The organism is Bremerella volcania (assembly GCF_007748115.1).
Classification (GTDB): Bacteria; Planctomycetota; Planctomycetia; order Pirellulales; family Pirellulaceae; genus Bremerella; species Bremerella volcania.
Genome location: NZ_CP036289.1, coordinates 1106567 through 1121393, shown reverse-complemented (window position 1 = coordinate 1121393; position 14827 = coordinate 1106567). Strand labels below are relative to the sequence as shown.

General features: G+C 56.7%; 13 protein-coding genes. 3 read left to right on the top strand and 10 right to left on the bottom strand.

All coding sequences use genetic code 11. From position 1 onward, the window contains the following. The 7 genes from Pan97_RS04410 to trpD form a co-directional block, all read right to left on the bottom strand. The gene (locus Pan97_RS04410; RefSeq protein WP_144970928.1) at window positions 1-858 is read right to left on the bottom strand and encodes a rhomboid family intramembrane serine protease; all 858 of its coding nucleotides are present in this window, start codon (window positions 856-858) and stop codon (window positions 1-3) included. A gap of 57 nt (window positions 859-915) precedes the next feature. Next, a complete protein-coding gene (locus Pan97_RS04405; protein WP_144970927.1) occupies window positions 916-1410 on the bottom strand; it encodes a 3-hydroxyacyl-ACP dehydratase FabZ family protein in 495 nt (164 codons plus the stop codon). Between the two features lie 96 nt (window positions 1411-1506). Beyond that, complete coding sequence (locus tag Pan97_RS27120) at window positions 1507-1605, bottom strand: 50S ribosomal protein bL37 (RefSeq protein WP_369299121.1); 99 nt, start codon at window positions 1603-1605, stop codon at window positions 1507-1509. A gap of 181 nt (window positions 1606-1786) precedes the next feature. Then, a complete protein-coding gene (locus Pan97_RS04400; protein ID WP_144970926.1) occupies window positions 1787-4624 on the bottom strand; it encodes an MMPL family transporter in 2838 nt (945 codons plus the stop codon). 245 nt (window positions 4625-4869) lie between these two features. Then, window positions 4870-5265, bottom strand: coding sequence for an STAS domain-containing protein (locus Pan97_RS04395; protein WP_144970925.1), 396 nt, complete (start codon window positions 5263-5265; stop codon window positions 4870-4872). A 159-nt stretch (window positions 5266-5424) separates the two neighbouring features. Next, complete coding sequence (locus tag Pan97_RS04390; RefSeq protein WP_144970924.1) at window positions 5425-6630, bottom strand: MFS transporter; 1206 nt, start codon at window positions 6628-6630, stop codon at window positions 5425-5427. Continuing rightward, entirely contained in the window at window positions 6627-7640 is a 1014-nt protein-coding gene (trpD, locus tag Pan97_RS04385; protein ID WP_196782279.1) for an anthranilate phosphoribosyltransferase, read from the bottom strand. Before trpD ends, Pan97_RS04390 begins: the two co-directional genes overlap by 4 nt. A gap of 276 nt (window positions 7641-7916) precedes the next feature. Here trpD and Pan97_RS04380 point away from each other — a divergent pair, with 276 nt between their 5' ends. Next, window positions 7917-8864, top strand: coding sequence for a nucleoside hydrolase (locus Pan97_RS04380; RefSeq protein ID WP_144970923.1), 948 nt, complete (start codon window positions 7917-7919; stop codon window positions 8862-8864). Between the two features lie 14 nt (window positions 8865-8878). On the opposite strand, the gene Pan97_RS04375 is transcribed toward Pan97_RS04380, so the two are convergent. Together Pan97_RS04375 and Pan97_RS04370 are read right to left on the bottom strand one after the other, a co-directional pair. Next, window positions 8879-9973: a S1C family serine protease gene (locus Pan97_RS04375; protein ID WP_144970922.1), complete on the bottom strand. Its 1095-nt coding sequence runs from the start codon at window positions 9971-9973 to the stop codon at window positions 8879-8881. Between the two features lie 156 nt (window positions 9974-10129). Next, window positions 10130-10534: a TraR/DksA family transcriptional regulator gene (locus Pan97_RS04370; RefSeq protein ID WP_105350224.1), complete on the bottom strand. Its 405-nt coding sequence runs from the start codon at window positions 10532-10534 to the stop codon at window positions 10130-10132. A gap of 600 nt (window positions 10535-11134) precedes the next feature. On the opposite strand from Pan97_RS04370, the gene Pan97_RS04365 reads away from it, so the two are divergent. Then, the gene (locus tag Pan97_RS04365; protein ID WP_144970921.1) at window positions 11135-13480 is read left to right on the top strand and encodes an FHA domain-containing protein; all 2346 of its coding nucleotides are present in this window, start codon (window positions 11135-11137) and stop codon (window positions 13478-13480) included. Here the strand turns inward: Pan97_RS04365 and Pan97_RS04360 are convergent. Then, window positions 13477-14163 carry a 7-carboxy-7-deazaguanine synthase QueE gene (locus tag Pan97_RS04360; RefSeq protein ID WP_144970920.1) on the bottom strand — a complete coding sequence of 229 codons (687 nt, stop codon included), beginning with the start codon at window positions 14161-14163 and terminating at the stop codon, window positions 13477-13479. The genes Pan97_RS04365 and Pan97_RS04360 overlap by 4 nt on opposite strands. Window positions 14164-14433: 270 nt before the next feature. On the opposite strand from Pan97_RS04360, the gene queF reads away from it, so the two are divergent. After that, complete coding sequence (queF, locus tag Pan97_RS04355; RefSeq protein WP_144970919.1) at window positions 14434-14817, top strand: preQ(1) synthase; 384 nt, start codon at window positions 14434-14436, stop codon at window positions 14815-14817. Window positions 14818-14827 lie beyond the last annotated feature (10 nt).

Genomic DNA, 14827 nt, shown 5'->3' with positions numbered 1-14827 from the left:
CTAAAAACGGAATTCGTCGTGACGACGTGGATCAAACTGGAACGATCGTTCCTGTTTCAAAACGGCGGAGTAGGTCGTGTCGGGGATCATCCGCGACAGCAGCGGCATGATCGCCATGCCAAAGAGGAACCCGCCGATGTGTGCCCACCAGGCAACGCCTCCGTCGAGCCCCACATGCAAGGCGCCCAGTCCCTGTACCAGTTGAAACGCGATCCAGATACCCAGGACAACCAGCGCCGGCAGGTCGATCATGAAGAAGATGACGAACAGAAATAACGCGCAGCGAACCTGAGCTTTGGGGTAAGTCACCGCGTACGCGCCCAGGATGACGGCGACGGCTCCACTGGCCCCAACCGTCGGAATCAACGCTCCGGTCGAAGTGGCCGTGATCCAATGGGTCAGTGCCGCGAAAATGCCCCCCAGCAAATAGAACAACAAGTAAGGGACATGCCCTAGACGGTCTTCCACGTTGTTGCCGAAGATCCACAGGAACCACATGTTGCCTACCAGGTGCGCGATCCCTGCGTGCAGAAACATCGAGGAGAAGATCGTTCCCAACGCAGCCGACATCGTGCCAGGCAAGGTGACGATCGAGTTCTCTTGGCTCTTATCGAGCACCTCACGAGCCTCAGGCGAATCTTGCAACAGATCCTTCAGGTCGATCTGAACGGCCTCGCCCGAGTGCAACGCTTCGGTAAAACGCTGCGGAACGAAACCATACTCGAGGAACAAGCGGTTATGCTCTAAGGGGTCTAACCCGAGCATCCCCAGCAGCAGCAACGTATTGATCGCGATCAGTCCCACCGTCACGAACGGCCAACGGCGCGTTGGGTTTTCATCGATCAGTGGGAAAAGCATGGGGAGTTACCAGCAGAGAACAGGCACAAATGTCGCGGCCGCACCCCAGGACCGGCGTCAGATCTGGTCCGGCAACGGAATGCCTCGGATCGTGCCTTCGGCAACCATCGTGTTTCCAACGAAACTCTGGAAGGCACACACGAGCATCCGATTGGGGCGATAGCGAGTCTGCTTAAGCACGCACAGCAGTCGATCACCAGGGCGAACGATTCCACGAAACTTGACTTCATCCAAGCCACCGAAACCCATTCGCTTGCCGGGCATCAAGTCGTGCACCACGACATACCAGGTACTGACCTGGGCTGCCATTTCGCACATTAAAACGCCTGGCATGAGCGGCATACCAGGCATGTGTCCTCGAACCCAAAAAGCATCTTGCGCGATATCCATGTATCCCGCACAGATGCCTGCCTCGACATCGTCATAAACGATGCCGGAAAGCTGTTCCATCTCGTATCGCTGAGGATTAGTCTTCCGAACCGCCTCGAGATCGGCGATTACGTTGTCAAAGTCGATCGACGCAGGGTCGAGAATCAGGTCTTCTCGCGCCACCGTGAATCCTTCAGCTACCGAAAAGGAACAAAACAGGGTTATTTCAACAACGTCGGCCAGATCTTCTGCCGGAACGTCAAAACCAACAAGATCTGCTTAGGTCTTGATGTTCTTACGCTTCGACTTGCGAGCTTTCGCATTCGCAGGACGGGCACCGTGATTGGCTTTCTTCAACTTACGATGTGGCTTGGCCATGGTTCTTACCTTGTGGTGAAAATACGTGATATGGAGGGCAAACTAAAGAGTCTGCGCCAAATTCTGGTTCAGAATCTATTTAGTATAGCGATTTCAAGACGAACCGAAAGCCCTAATGGGGGTTCGGCGAGAGTTCCCCGGAACCGTTTGCTATCGCCACAAGGCCATGCCAGAAAAGCACTTAACGCTTCGGCCTCGGTTCATCCAGCGACTCCCGCGAATCGGCATCCTCGCGAGACGGTTCTTTGTGCGGGTGCGATTTCGGCTCGTCGGGAATGCTCGCCAGCTTGCGTCCCCGAGGCCGTTCCCGTGCCGGCGAGCTGGTCGAATCGATCTCCGGCACTTCACGGCGGAAGCCCGAAAGAATGGTCAACAGACACGGCAAAACGACCAGCGAAGTGAACAGACAGCACGCGACGCCAATCGTCAGGACGCGTCCGAGACTGGCCAGACCGCGGTGATCGGCCAGCATCAACGCTCCAAAACCAATCATCGTGGTGAGCGAGGTGATGATCACGCCGGTCGCCGTGGAAGCCCCCAGCGAGTACCCGCGGCTTTGTCGCCGGTAATCGTGCACCACGTGAACGCCATCGTCGATGCCTATACCGAGGATCAGCGGCAGCACAATCATATTGGCCGGGTTCAGAGGAATGTCGGCAAATCCCTGAATGCCAAACAGCATCAGCATCCCCAGCCCCACCGGCGTGAGTGCCAAGATCGTGTTGGTCATGCTGCGGAAGTCGATCAACAGAATGATCATCACCGCAATCAGCGAGTAAATCGCCGCGTGGATGTAGCTCCGCTGCATTTGCCGCGAAGCGTAAAAAGTTTGCAGCGGTTGACCGGTCACTTTGGAATCGACCGAAGTGACTTGCTTGACGAAACCTTCGAGCGCGTCCATATCCCAGATGCTCGCGTTGGGATAGATCCGCAGCAGCAGTTGATTGTTCTTGCCCACAAATCGAGAAACCAAGGCTTCCGGCAGGTCGCCGATGGTGGGAGGTTCCGGGTTTGAGATCACCGCCAGCGAGTGCAGCCACTGAAGGAGCTCGCCTGCGTTTCGTTGTTGGAACTGAGAGATGATCGCGTTGTACTTCGGCTCAGGCATTCCGCGCAACAGTTCGCGGATTTGTGCCAGGCGGCGATAGGTATGTTGTGCGGCAGGATCTTCGGGTGAAAGAAGCCGCTGCGAGTCGGCCAGCACCTGACCCAGATGCGCGGCCTGCGGAACGGAAATGGTCGGTACGTTCTCCGGCAGTTTCTTCAGCCGTCGATTGAGATCCTCGATCATGACCAGTTTCTCCGGCGAGCTATCGGGCATGAGCGAGGCAATTTCTTCGACACGATTCACGGTCGACAACGCTTCGAACTTCTCTTTACGCTTCAGCAGCGTCTCGCGGTCCTCGGCAATCGACAAGGCAAACCAGACGCTGCGATCGGTGTCGCTGATCAGCTTCTCTTCCCACTGAACGCTCTCCAGGCCCTTGGGTTGCAGGTTCAGCAGGTTGTGATCGTAGCGAAGCTTCGGCACGCCGATCGCCAAAAGGGCCACCACCACCAGCGTAGCTAAAAGGGTAATCTTGGGGGTCTTGAGCAGCGGCAATACCCACCAATCAAGATGCAGCGGCTTCGGCAGTTGATATCGATTGCGATGCCGATCGGCCAGGTGAATCGAGGCCGGCAACACGGTCATCGACGCAATCAAACAAACCAGCAAGCCCCCCCCAGCGATGATGCCCAGTTCGGCCACGCCCGTGAAATCGGTAAGGGACGCCGTAAAGAACGCGACCGCCGTCGTCAAACCGCCGGTAACGATCCCAGGGCCAATGTCGCGAGCCGTCTGTACCAAGGCATCGCCTGTCTTCTTTTCTTCCGCTTCCTTGAGATATCGCGCCACGTAGTGCACGCCAAAGTCGATGCCCAGCCCGATCAGAATTACGCCGAAAGAAACGCTCAAGATATTCAGATGGCCGACAAATGCCGTCGCGAAGCCGACCGACATCGCGATACTTACCAGCAGGGCCACGACGGCTAACAACGGATGCCGCAATCCACCAAACGAGGCCATGAACAAAAAGGCCACGCCGACCAGGCTGATGGCGCTGGCCTTGGTCATATCGACCTGGCTGCGTTCCATCTCGTCGTTTTCCATCACCGGAAGCCCGGTCAGCCCAAACTTGAGCCCGGGGTACTTCACCTGGAACCGATCGAGAATGCTCCGCAGCTGCGCGATCGCTTCCTTCCCTTGGGCGAGTTCCGACTTGTCTTTCACCAATCGCAGCAAGATCAGCCCGAGCTGTCCTTCATTGGCCAAAAAATAATCGGAGTCGATCTGGCTCAACGCATTGAGCGAATCGTTAGGCGGCACGAGGACCGAGCCTTGCGATTCCCCCTGCCCCATCGCCGCCAGAAGATTGCTCGCCAAACGGTCTAGTTGCTGGCGACTTTGCTCGGCCATCATCTGGGCCTGGGACGATTCCGGCTGACGCTGGGCGAAGAGCAGTTGCTGATTCAAGTTGTAGGCCAACTGGCCGACCCCCATCGAATCCCATTGCCCTTGCATCACGGGACGCAGACGCTGCAGTTGTTGATCGATCTTCGTCAGGTCGGTCTCTGGCAGAAAGTGCAGCCCCTTTTCGCGTACCTTGCTCAGACCGCGTTCGTGCAGCACGGCGTAGAAGGATTGATCTTGGGCCATCAGTTGGGTGTAAAGGTCTTCCAGCGCCGGGACGATTTCTTCCCGGCCAGGTCCTTCAATGATGACGACCACATCGTCATCGGCACCGAACTGGTCGAGGTACTCGAGCCACAGCTGGTTGAAACCGCTTCGCTGGTTGATCAAATCCAAGCGACTCGTTTTGAACCCCAGGTGATTGGTCGCGTAGAAGACACAGAGCCCCGCCACCAGGAAGGCCGCCAACAGCACGACGATCGGAAAGCGCACTACCAAACGCGTTCCCCAGGCCAAGGGCCTCGCGAGAAGCGATTTCTCTTCTGACGTTTCAGTATGCTTAGGCATGTGCCCTGATAGCTGCACAGTACGCTTGGCGCACAGGCAACTCGACGCTTTCTAAACGGATGGTGTCCAAGTTCGCAGAATCTTACGCAAACGCTTACGCGGCGCTAAGAGCGAACTGGCAGTCCAGCAATGCTAGCAAAAGCATTCAACTTTCGAAGGGTGGAAATAGATTCCCCCCACGCAGCCTTGCCGGATGCAAACTACGGCAAGACAAACAAACTGGATCGACTTGAAGATTGCCGTAGTTAGCTCAGCCCGAACCACTTGCCGATCGAGGGCCCACTGAACGCAGCGATGGCGGATTTCTCGTCCTTTTGGATGTCGATCACTTTGCCAATCTTCATAATCTGGAAGACTTCCAGAATATTGCCGGTCACATTGCAAACTTTGAACTTGATCTTCGCATTTTTGCAATTCTTATTCAGCAAAATCAGCTTACCGATCATGGCCGACGACATGTATTCGATGGCACGAAAGTTAAGCAGCAGCTTCTTGGCCGTGGCGGCTTCCAAAATTAGTTGCTCGAATTCCTTCCCAACGCGATCGATCGCAGTTTCGTCCAAGATTGAAGACTGGATGAATTCGGCAACAACGACGTCTTGCACGTCTTTGACTCGTAAGTAATGGTATTTGATCGCCATGGAGTCGGCTTTCTAGAAATCGCAAGATGATACGAATGAAAAAGTTGGAACCCCTAGAAGGTTAGATAAGGACCACTAGGGAGGTCAATGGAGCCAGCCTTCCTCAGATTCCCCGATTATCCTTACCCGGACCGGGAAAGCAAAGGATAATCTTTGTTCTCACGAGTTTTCTGGCCCGATCGGAGGGTTTCTGGTCGCGCGAACCCATAAAATCAGCCCGGCTAATGCCGCCAGCGACGCGCATCCAGCCAATCCCAGGTAAGCGGACTGCAAATGGGTGTTCTCCCCGACCAGGCCGGCCGCGATAGCTCCGATCCCATTGCCGACGGCGAATGAGACCCCATAACAGAGACTCCGTCGCGAACGGGGCGTGTACTTGGCGATCAAACTATTGAACACCGGTTGGTGCATGAAGAAGATCATCCCCCAGGCAGCCACGCAGTACCACTTCCACTGCACGGGGGCAAAGCTCATTCCAATCAAAAACGGAACGGTCCCGGCACAAATCAACATCAATTGAAATTCCAGCCGCTTCGGACGAGCCATTTGGCCAGCCGCGTATTGGCCAATGCAACCTAGGATGAGCGAACTGGCTGCCAGGATGTTCCCGCCAATCTCCCCGTTGGTTTGAAACCCGAGGACCTTGGCGTCGGACAAGAAGCGAGGCAAAAAGCTCATCACGCCGTGATACGACAATCCGATCAAGCTCGACATGACCAACAACACGCCAAAGCTGGCCCAGTTACCGTGATCGTCGGCGGCTGCCTGATCGACTTTCGAGAAGACCCGCTCTGGTGACTGGAGTGTCAGGTAGACGAACACCATGCCGATCGCAATCGACATCACCCCCAGCACCGCATAAAAAGCGTGCCACGAATGGGTCATCGAAAGGACGCCGGCGGCGATCAGCGGTACGCCGCCAATCCCCAGCGAGCCGAATACGCCGTGCCATCCGAGCGTTTTGGGCAGCGTATCCGGCGTCGTCTCATGCGAAAGGAGCGCCAGTCCAGCCGGATGATAGATGCTGGCCATCACCCCCATCAGAAACATCGAAGCGAACAGAAGCGGAAGCCCCGGCAAAAGGATCGACGTGAAACAGGTCACGCCTCCGCCAATCAAGTAAAGTGCCAGCATCCGTTTGGCCCCGTAGCGATCGACCAGCCAACCGGCCGCCAACGCCCCGACGCCCCACGGAAATCGCCACACGGTTTGCAGCCAGCCGGTGGTTGCCGAGCTGACATCGTACTGCGTGGCAATCGACTGCTCGACACACGGCAGCGAACCTTCCAGCACATGCACCATGGCATGGGCCGCGCAGACCGCCAGAATCAGAATGACTAAGGTCTTACCTGCTGCTGACTTCACCCGCAGCTGACCTCCGCCAGCTTGGCCAGCGTCTTCTCGGCCGCTCCACTATCGATGGCGATTTCCGCGAGTCGTGCACATTCGCTGAGCGAGTCATTCTTGCCAATGGTCCACAGCGCAGCGGCGGCGTTGATCACGACAATGTCGCGTGCTCCCCCCTTCGCTCCGGAAAGGACACGACGAATCATGGCCGCGCTTTCCTCTGGCCCATCAACCAGCATGTCCTGTTTGCCTTGCCGTTGGATGCCGAATTCTTCCGGCTGCCAGACAATCGGTACCAACCCGCCTGGCGTAGCGATCGTGACGTCGGTGACGTCGCTGATCGTGACTTCGTCCATGCCATCGCGTCCGGTCACAAACACCGCCTTGGTCGTCCCCAGCTTCTGCAGAGCACTGGCCAGCAGCTCTCGATAATCCGGCCGGCCGACACCCAGTAGCTGATACGGCGCGTTCGCTGGATTGCATAGGGGACCCAGCAGATTGAAGATCGTCGGGACGCCCAGCTTCTTTCGCACTGGGGCCACATGCTTCATCGAGCCATGCATCAGAGGCGCGAAGCAGAAACAGATGCCGACTTCGTTCAGGCACTTTTCGATCGTCGGAACGTCCGCCTCGATGTTGACCCCCAGGCGGGAAAGCACATCCGCGCTGCCTGATTTGCTGGTTACGCTACGATTGCCATGCTTGGCGACCGTTACCCCGGCGGCGGCAATAACCAAGGCGGTTGCCGTGCTGATATTGAACGTTCCGCTGCGATCCCCCCCGGTGCCGCAGGTATCGATGAAATCTTCGCTGGGGGACTTAATGGTGACCATATGACTGCGCATGGCGGTCGCGGCACCGGCGATTTCGTCGACGCATGGCCCCTTGTCGTTCAAGGCCAAGAGCAACGAGCCGATGTCGTCGTCGCTCCATGCCCCTTCCATCATTTGACCGATGGCGGCGGCCATTTCTTCGAGAGAAAGGTCTGTCCCGGACCGTACCTTGGCGATTACTTCTGAGTGTGACAACCGATCAACTCCCCGGGTTTAGCCTGGTGCGCATGCGAAATTTGTCATTTTAGTCCCCACGGTACCCCTGTCCTAGCCGCGATGTCTCTGCCAGCGTGAGGTCAAAACTGTTATAACATGACGTTGTCGACGAAGGTGGCCCGTCCGATTAGCTGCTGATTCGGCACGCGTTGAACCGGACTTGGACGATTCATGCCCTGCCGCAAATGGGCACGACACCCCCAAAGTCGGCATCCACACGAACACGCACCAGGAAGGCAGGAGGTTCCGTCCACTATGTCCAGGAAGGTCATTATCGACTGTGATCCCGGCATCGATGACGCCATCGCGCTCATGATCGCCCTCTTTGATCCGCGTCTGGACGTCCTGGCGATCACCTCCACCGCCGGAAACGTCAACGCCGACCAAGCGTATACTAACCTGCAAGCCCTCATCGAGTGTCTCGACCCGCCGCGGCGTCCTCGCATTGCCATGGGGCCTGGGCCAAGGCTTGCCCCGCCGGTCGATTCGACCTTCTTGCATGGGAGCGACGGTCTGGCGGAAATCCATCTGGACGTCGCCAAGCTGCATCAAACGCATTCGGCCGACAAACTGATCAGCGACGAAGTCCGAGCGTTTTCCGACGAAGTCACCATTCTTTGCCTCGGGCCCATGACCAATGTCGCCAACTGCCTGCAGCGCGACCCCACGTTCGCCTCGCAGGTCGGACAAATCATCATCACGGGAGGTTCGGTCAATGGAATCGGCAACGTAACTCCCTGTGCCGAATTCAACTGCCATTTCGATGCCGAAAGTGCGCGTCGCGTGCTGCACTCGAAGACGACCAAAACCCTGGTTCCACTCGATATCACCAGCCAGGTCACCTTCGGGATCGACCTGCTGGATCATATTCCCAAGAAAGAATCACGGGTCACGGACCTGCTGAATCAGATTCTGCCCTTCTACTTCCGTTCTCACAGGCGTCACCTGGCCCAGGAAGGGATCTGCCTGGACGACGCGGTCGCGCTGGTTGCCTTGCTGCAGCCGGAACTCTTTGAATCGGTTCCGATGGCCGGCGACGTCGAAACGCAGGGAGACCTGACGCTCGGCGCGACCATCTTCGATCAGCGAACCGTGCGTACCTGGACGCCGAACATGGAAGTGATGACCAGCGTGGATGCCGCCGGAGTGAAGGACTGCATCATTCGAGGGATTATCGAAGCCGTGAAAGAAACGGCGGGATAGTCGCCTCGCTCGCGTTAGCTTTCAAACCGGTTACGAGCCGCCAGGCGTACCGTCTTTTCGATGAACTTACCGTCGCGGTAGATCTCGAAACGAATGTCTTCGTCCAGCGGACACAGGCTGACGATATTGATCAACTGCAGGTCGTCTTCCACTTCCTGGCCGTAGAACTTGGTAATGACGTCGCCGACCTGGATCATCGCGGCCTCCGCAGGTGAGCCTGGCGTGACACCGCTGACCTTTGCGCCGCGAGCCCGGAACAGGCCAACCTCTTTGGCAGCTGCCGCATCGAAGTCGGCATCCATACGCACACCAAAAAAAGCCCTGGCAACCTGACCCTTTTCGATCAGTTGTTCGGCCACGCCTAGGGCCGCATGAATGGGAATCGCAAAGCCAATTCCATCATTCCCGCCTGAGTTACTGGCGATCGCCGTATTCAACCCGATTACTTCCCCGCGAAGATTGATCAGTGGGCCACCGCTGTTACCCGGATTGATCGCGGCGTCGGTCTGAAAAAAGTTCTGGAGCTTCAAACCTTGTCGACCGAGCTGAAGGTTACGCCTTCCGACGGCGCTGATGATTCCGTAGGTGACCGTCTGGCTGAGACCAAACGGACTGCCGACCGCAAAGACTTTCTCACCGACTTCCACCTGGGAACTGTCACCCACCTCGGCAGGTATCAGACGATCGGCGTCGACTTCCACGACGGCCACATCGGTATCTCGATCAGTCAGCACGCGCTTGGCGCGAATATGCCGACCATCTTCCAGATAGATCCGAATCCGTTCCAGTGGTGCCTGGTTGATCACATGGCGATTGGTCAGAACGAAGAAGCTCTTGTCGTGCTTGAAGATGATTCCGGCACCTGCCTCATCGACTTCGCTCGACTTCGAGAACCCGTTGCCGGCCATCGTCGTTTCGATATGCACGATCGAGGGGCGTACGTATCTAACGACCCGCTTGAGGTGGTTGAGCTGACGCTCGAGCAGATCGGCTTCGGCTAGAATCTCTTCCCGCATGGCCGCGCGATCAGCGGAAATGAAATTGACGTCCTGTCCGGCCGAAATACCAGCAGCCAGGAAGACAAGCGAAAGAGCAAGGAAATATCTCATAACATCGCTACCAAACCGGGGGAGTCGTCGGGACGCAACCCATCATGAATCGCACCACACAAGTTAGATCGTGCTAGCAGTGGAACCAGGAAAAGAAAAACGGGATGAGTTTTGGTCTCATCCCGTAGAAAGTTTTCCGATTGTAGTGGCCGTGCGTTAGTTGACGGCTTGGGTGTCGTCGGTCTGAGCCCAACTGACGCCATCGGGGCCGAGTTCTTCCAGTTCGCGTTGGCACTTGATGCACAAAGTGGCGTAGGGAAGCGCCTGCAGGCGAGCGATCGGAATGGTAGCGCTGCAGCCTTCGCATTCCCCGTACTTGCCGGCTTTGATTTGTTCCAGTGCGGTGTCGATGCTCGCCAACTCACGGCTTTCAACTTCGGCCAACTGCGAACTGAGTTCGTCCTGGACCGAATCGAGTGCGAAGTCGACGACGTCGCCCGATGTCTGCTCAAGTTCTTTCAGCAGACTCAAGTCCCCGGCGAGCGCCTTACGCAGGGCGTCGCGACGGCGAAGGAGAATCTCCTTCATCTTGCTGATAAATTCGTCTCTTGACCGTGCCATGGTGTCACCTTACGAGCAGGAAAGTCGTATTTTTAGCGATTCGTTTCGCCCCTGCCTAGTATTTGAATGGGCCGCTTTTTTCGCGATTCTGTTCGCGGTTTTCGGCCCCCCTATTTGGCGGGCAAATCTTTCATTGATTTGTCGTCACGCAACTATAGTACGCCTGTGGGACAGTAACCGAGAAAAATTTCCCTTGTTTCTCGTTCCCTGGCAAAATCCTGCAAATTGATCTAATTGCTTTCTATAAAATACTTTACGCCGTACTTAACTTTCTCAGGTACCACCCGGTAACCCCAAAGAAGTCAATCCGATTTCACGTTTAAGACACTTTCCTCTTGTGAAAAGCGGGTCGAAATCCTTGCAAAGCGATCGGTAGACGCAATCCGATCATCGTCATTTTGCCGTCGGAAACCTATCAAAATTCACCGGGTGAACCCTTTTTGACCGCCCCATTCTCTCGGGGTACTGCTTTGACCTTACCGTCTGCGTGACCTATATGCCTTAGCGAAATAGGCGCTAACCGCCAGGCAGTAGTAGCACTGCCGCGTCAGCGACAATCCCGGATTCGCCAGCGGATCCCTACCTTTTTCAAGCAATATCATGGTCCAAAACAACGTCGCCCCCCGATCGAAACACGATTCTCGACTTCTCGGAAAGTCGACCTCGGCGCTGGTCTTAAAGATTGAAGGGACCGAGCGTGATGGTCAGATCATTCGTGTCCATGCGCCCAAATGCCTGATCGGATCGTCCGCAGATTGCCAGTTGCGCCTGATTGCCGCCGACGTTCAGCCCAAGCACTGCGTGATCTATCGCGGCTCAAGTGGCATGATCGTGAAGTCGTGGACCCGCGACACGCGCGTGAATGGAGATACGATCAGCGAGGCCTGGCTACGCATCGGTGATCGCTTGAGCCTGGGAAGCTTGAGCTTCGAGGTCTTGGAAGACCAACAATCCGAAACGACTGCCGCCTCCCCAACGCCCCCCAACCAATCGAAGTCGCAACGAAAGCTGCGGAAGCGATCCAATCGTCGGATTCGCAGTCTATTGGACGTGGTCCGCAAGCAGAAGGACTCCTTCAGCGAGCTGCAGGCGAAGTTCGATAAGACGCAGCAGATGGTCGATTCGCTGTTGACCCGCGAAGCCGACGCCGGCGATGCCGCCCAAGCCGTGGAAGCAGAAACCGCGCAGGTACGTGCCGAGCGCCGCAAGCGGCACAACCAGCGCGCTCGCCTACTGCTCCATCATGTTCGCAACCTGATCACCAGCAATAACGCGATTCAGGAAGAGCTGCGCGAACAGTTGGAGATCAAGCAGAATCAAGTCAACGAGATTCGCCGCGAGCTGACGGCCAACGCCGATGCCACGGAAGAAGAGCGGGCACGGCACCGTCGTCTCGAGGCCGACCTGCAAGAGTCGGAAGCGTTGATCGCACATCTAAAAGAACAGACCAGCGAACTTCAATCGCGTGAAGAACGTCTGCGCGAGCGTTGGATTTCCGCACGCAAGATCGGCAAGAACCGCGTGAAGTCGATTCTTTCCCACCTGCGCGGCGTTCGCAAGCAGCTTTCGCAGCTTGACGGCCAGTCGAACGAAGAAGACGAACTAGGTGCATCGCGACTGACCAAGTTGCGGCTTGCTTACGATGACGCCTCGCGTGAATTGAACGAAAGCCGTGACTCGCTCAAAGACGCCGAGAGTGAACTGGCTTGGACGCAACAGGAACTCGAACAGCGGCAGCAGCACTCGGAAGACCTCAGCCGCAAAATCGCGGAACTGGAACAACAGCTGGTCGATGGTCAAAACGCTCAACCAAGCGGTATGCCCCCAGAAGAAGCTGCCCAGTACGAGTCGCAACTGAAAACACTGCGGAGCCAACTCGAGGACGCGACACTGCGTGGCGACGATCTGAAGCTTCAACTCGAGGAACTGCGTCAGCAAAACCTCGAGCTGCATCAGACCATCAACCAGCAAAAAGAGATCGAGGAAAATTGGAAGAACCAGTTGGAAGATGCCCGGCAACAGTGCCTGGATATCCGTCGCCAGCTGGAAGACGAACGTCGCCTGGCCGACCTGCAGAGCAGCCACGAAGAACCAGAACCGACCGAGGAAGAGCAGTCGGCGATGAATCACCTGCGTTCGATGGGCATTCTCCGGGATACGCCGTCGCCGACGATGCCCGAGGAGTCTTCGTACGACGAGTCGGAAGACGAGATTCCAGAACAGTCGCCTGCAGAAGACGAAGCACCGTCCGCGAATCCAATGACTGGCCTGACCAGCTTCCCCGACTTCCAGTTCCCGGAAGAAGAAACTCCCCAGGAACCAGAAACGGAATGGGAGTCGCATGAGCCGGTTGCGGATACTCCGGCTGACGAGCCGAAGCCTTCGACCGGCAGCGACGACGACATCTCGATCGACGATTACATGCAAAGCCTTCTGGCCCGCATGCGAGCCAAGACGGGCGAGCCGGAACCGCCACCCAAACCAAAGCCAACCGCGGCGGAGCCCGTCGTCCAGTCAGAACCGGCGAAAGAATCGGAGCCTGTCCGCCCAATCACGCGGGAAGAATTCGTCCCGTCTCGCTATGCTCCGGAACAAACGTCCGACATTCGTAAGCTGCGCGAACTGGCCAACGAAACGGCCAAAGCGGCAATCGATTCGGCGACGATCAATCGCTGGGAGTCGCTCTGCAAATCGAAGCTAGTCGTTTCGATGCTGGCCCTGGGCACTGGCTTCTTCCTGCACTATCTCTCGCCAAGCTACCTCAGCATTTCGTTTGCTGGGGCGTGCCTGGCGTATGTGGTGACCGTCTTCTGGTGGCTGCAATCAGCCGTGATTTACCAGCACGTGAAGAACCATCGCCGCGAACGCCTGGAAAAGCGTTTCAACGATGAAATCATCAATCCGCACGGGCTGTCGCACGCCGTCGAACACGACGAAGAAGACTAAGTCCCGCGAGCAAATCCGAACCATTCGATTTGCTTGCGGTGGCAAAGCTGCAGGCCGTGCTCCTGGGACCACGGCTTGAGCCACTCGGTAGTCGCTTCCAACTGGGTCTGTTCGGTTCCTTGCGGCATCACGTAGACCCGGTCGCGAAGAATGCCGGGGAACCTCCCCAGGTAGGTCAGCACCTCGTCGCAGTCTTCCCGCTTATCGATCACGAACTTGAATTGATACGGGAACTCATCGATCAGCCGCTGAATCACCTCGGGTTGATCGCGCGTCTGATCGTGCCGTTTGTACCACCGCGGAAAGTCCTGGGCATCCGGTATTGAGTTGGAAAGCTTGGGACTGATCGACATCAAATCGCATGGCAAGGGAAGATGCAGCGTCCCGGCCGTTTCAATCGTGATATGGCGGCCCGAACGCCGGATTCCCTCGCACAGCGGAATCATCTCGGCAAAAAGCATCGGCTCGCCGCCGGTAAGCACCACCTTTTCGACTTCCAACAGTTCGATGCGGCCCAAGATCTCGGCCACCGAGAGATCTTCCCCTTCGGGGTTCCACGAGGCATGCGGCGTATCGCAGAACCAGCAGCGCAAATTGCAACCGCTGGCCCGGACGAACGTGCTGGGTTCGCCGGTCAGTAGGCCTTCGCCCTGGATCGATGGATAAATTTCAGCTATTCGCACGCAGACAGGTCCGCTTGTTGAATGATTCGTCGCTCTTGAGTGCGCGAGAAACCGTCCCGGGAAGCAACATTCGAGTGTTCCGTCCTTCACGCTGGTCAGAAGCGTGCTTGGTGGAATCCTTCAAGATACCCGCCAAGACCGACTTCGTGTGGAGCAAGTTCGGCAGACCGCAAGGGAAAATATCGAATTCTCCGCCCAAAGCCGGGTCTAGCCAGGAGACTTGTTTGCCTCCAAAATAGCAGTTTACCCATCAATGAGGAGAATCGGACCGTGTCAGAAGAGAATCGCGGACTTCTCGAAACCTTCGAGAACCAGCATCCCAACCGAGATTACGAGATCGAAATCAGTGTGCCTGAGTTCACTTCGGTCTGCCCCAAAACCGGTCAGCCTGATTTCGGCACGATTCATATCACGTACATTCCCGAAGCCCTGTGCGTGGAACTGAAGAGCCTGAAGATGTACATGCAGGCCTACCGCAATCAGGGGATCTTCTACGAAAACGTGACCAACGTCATCCTCAACGACCTGGTCGAGTGCCTACAGCCCCGCTGGATGCAAGTCCGAGCCGAATTCACCCCCCGCGGCGGCATCAGTTCGACCATCACCGTCGAACACTACAACGAAACGCCCCCGGATGAATTGACGGTGATTTAAGGACAGGCAT

What these genes read in the sequence shown, in the direction of transcription:
- Pan97_RS04410 (WP_144970928.1), bottom strand. Translation starts at nt 858, where the DNA reads ATGCTTTTCCCACTGATCGATGAAAACCCAACGCGCCGTTGGCCGTTC.
- Pan97_RS04380 (WP_144970923.1), top strand. Translation starts at nt 7,917, where the DNA reads ATGTCCAGGAAGGTCATTATCGACTGTGATCCCGGCATCGATGACGCC.
- Pan97_RS04395 (WP_144970925.1), bottom strand. Translation starts at nt 5,265, where the DNA reads ATGGCGATCAAATACCATTACTTACGAGTCAAAGACGTGCAAGACGTC.
- Pan97_RS04370 (WP_105350224.1), bottom strand. Translation starts at nt 10,534, where the DNA reads ATGGCACGGTCAAGAGACGAATTTATCAGCAAGATGAAGGAGATTCTC.
- Pan97_RS04375 (WP_144970922.1), bottom strand. Translation starts at nt 9,973, where the DNA reads ATGAGATATTTCCTTGCTCTTTCGCTTGTCTTCCTGGCTGCTGGTATT.
- Pan97_RS27120 (WP_369299121.1), bottom strand. Translation starts at nt 1,605, where the DNA reads ATGGCCAAGCCACATCGTAAGTTGAAGAAAGCCAATCACGGTGCCCGT.
- Pan97_RS04365 (WP_144970921.1), top strand. Translation starts at nt 11,135, where the DNA reads ATGGTCCAAAACAACGTCGCCCCCCGATCGAAACACGATTCTCGACTT.
- Pan97_RS04400 (WP_144970926.1), bottom strand. Translation starts at nt 4,624, where the DNA reads ATGCCTAAGCATACTGAAACGTCAGAAGAGAAATCGCTTCTCGCGAGG.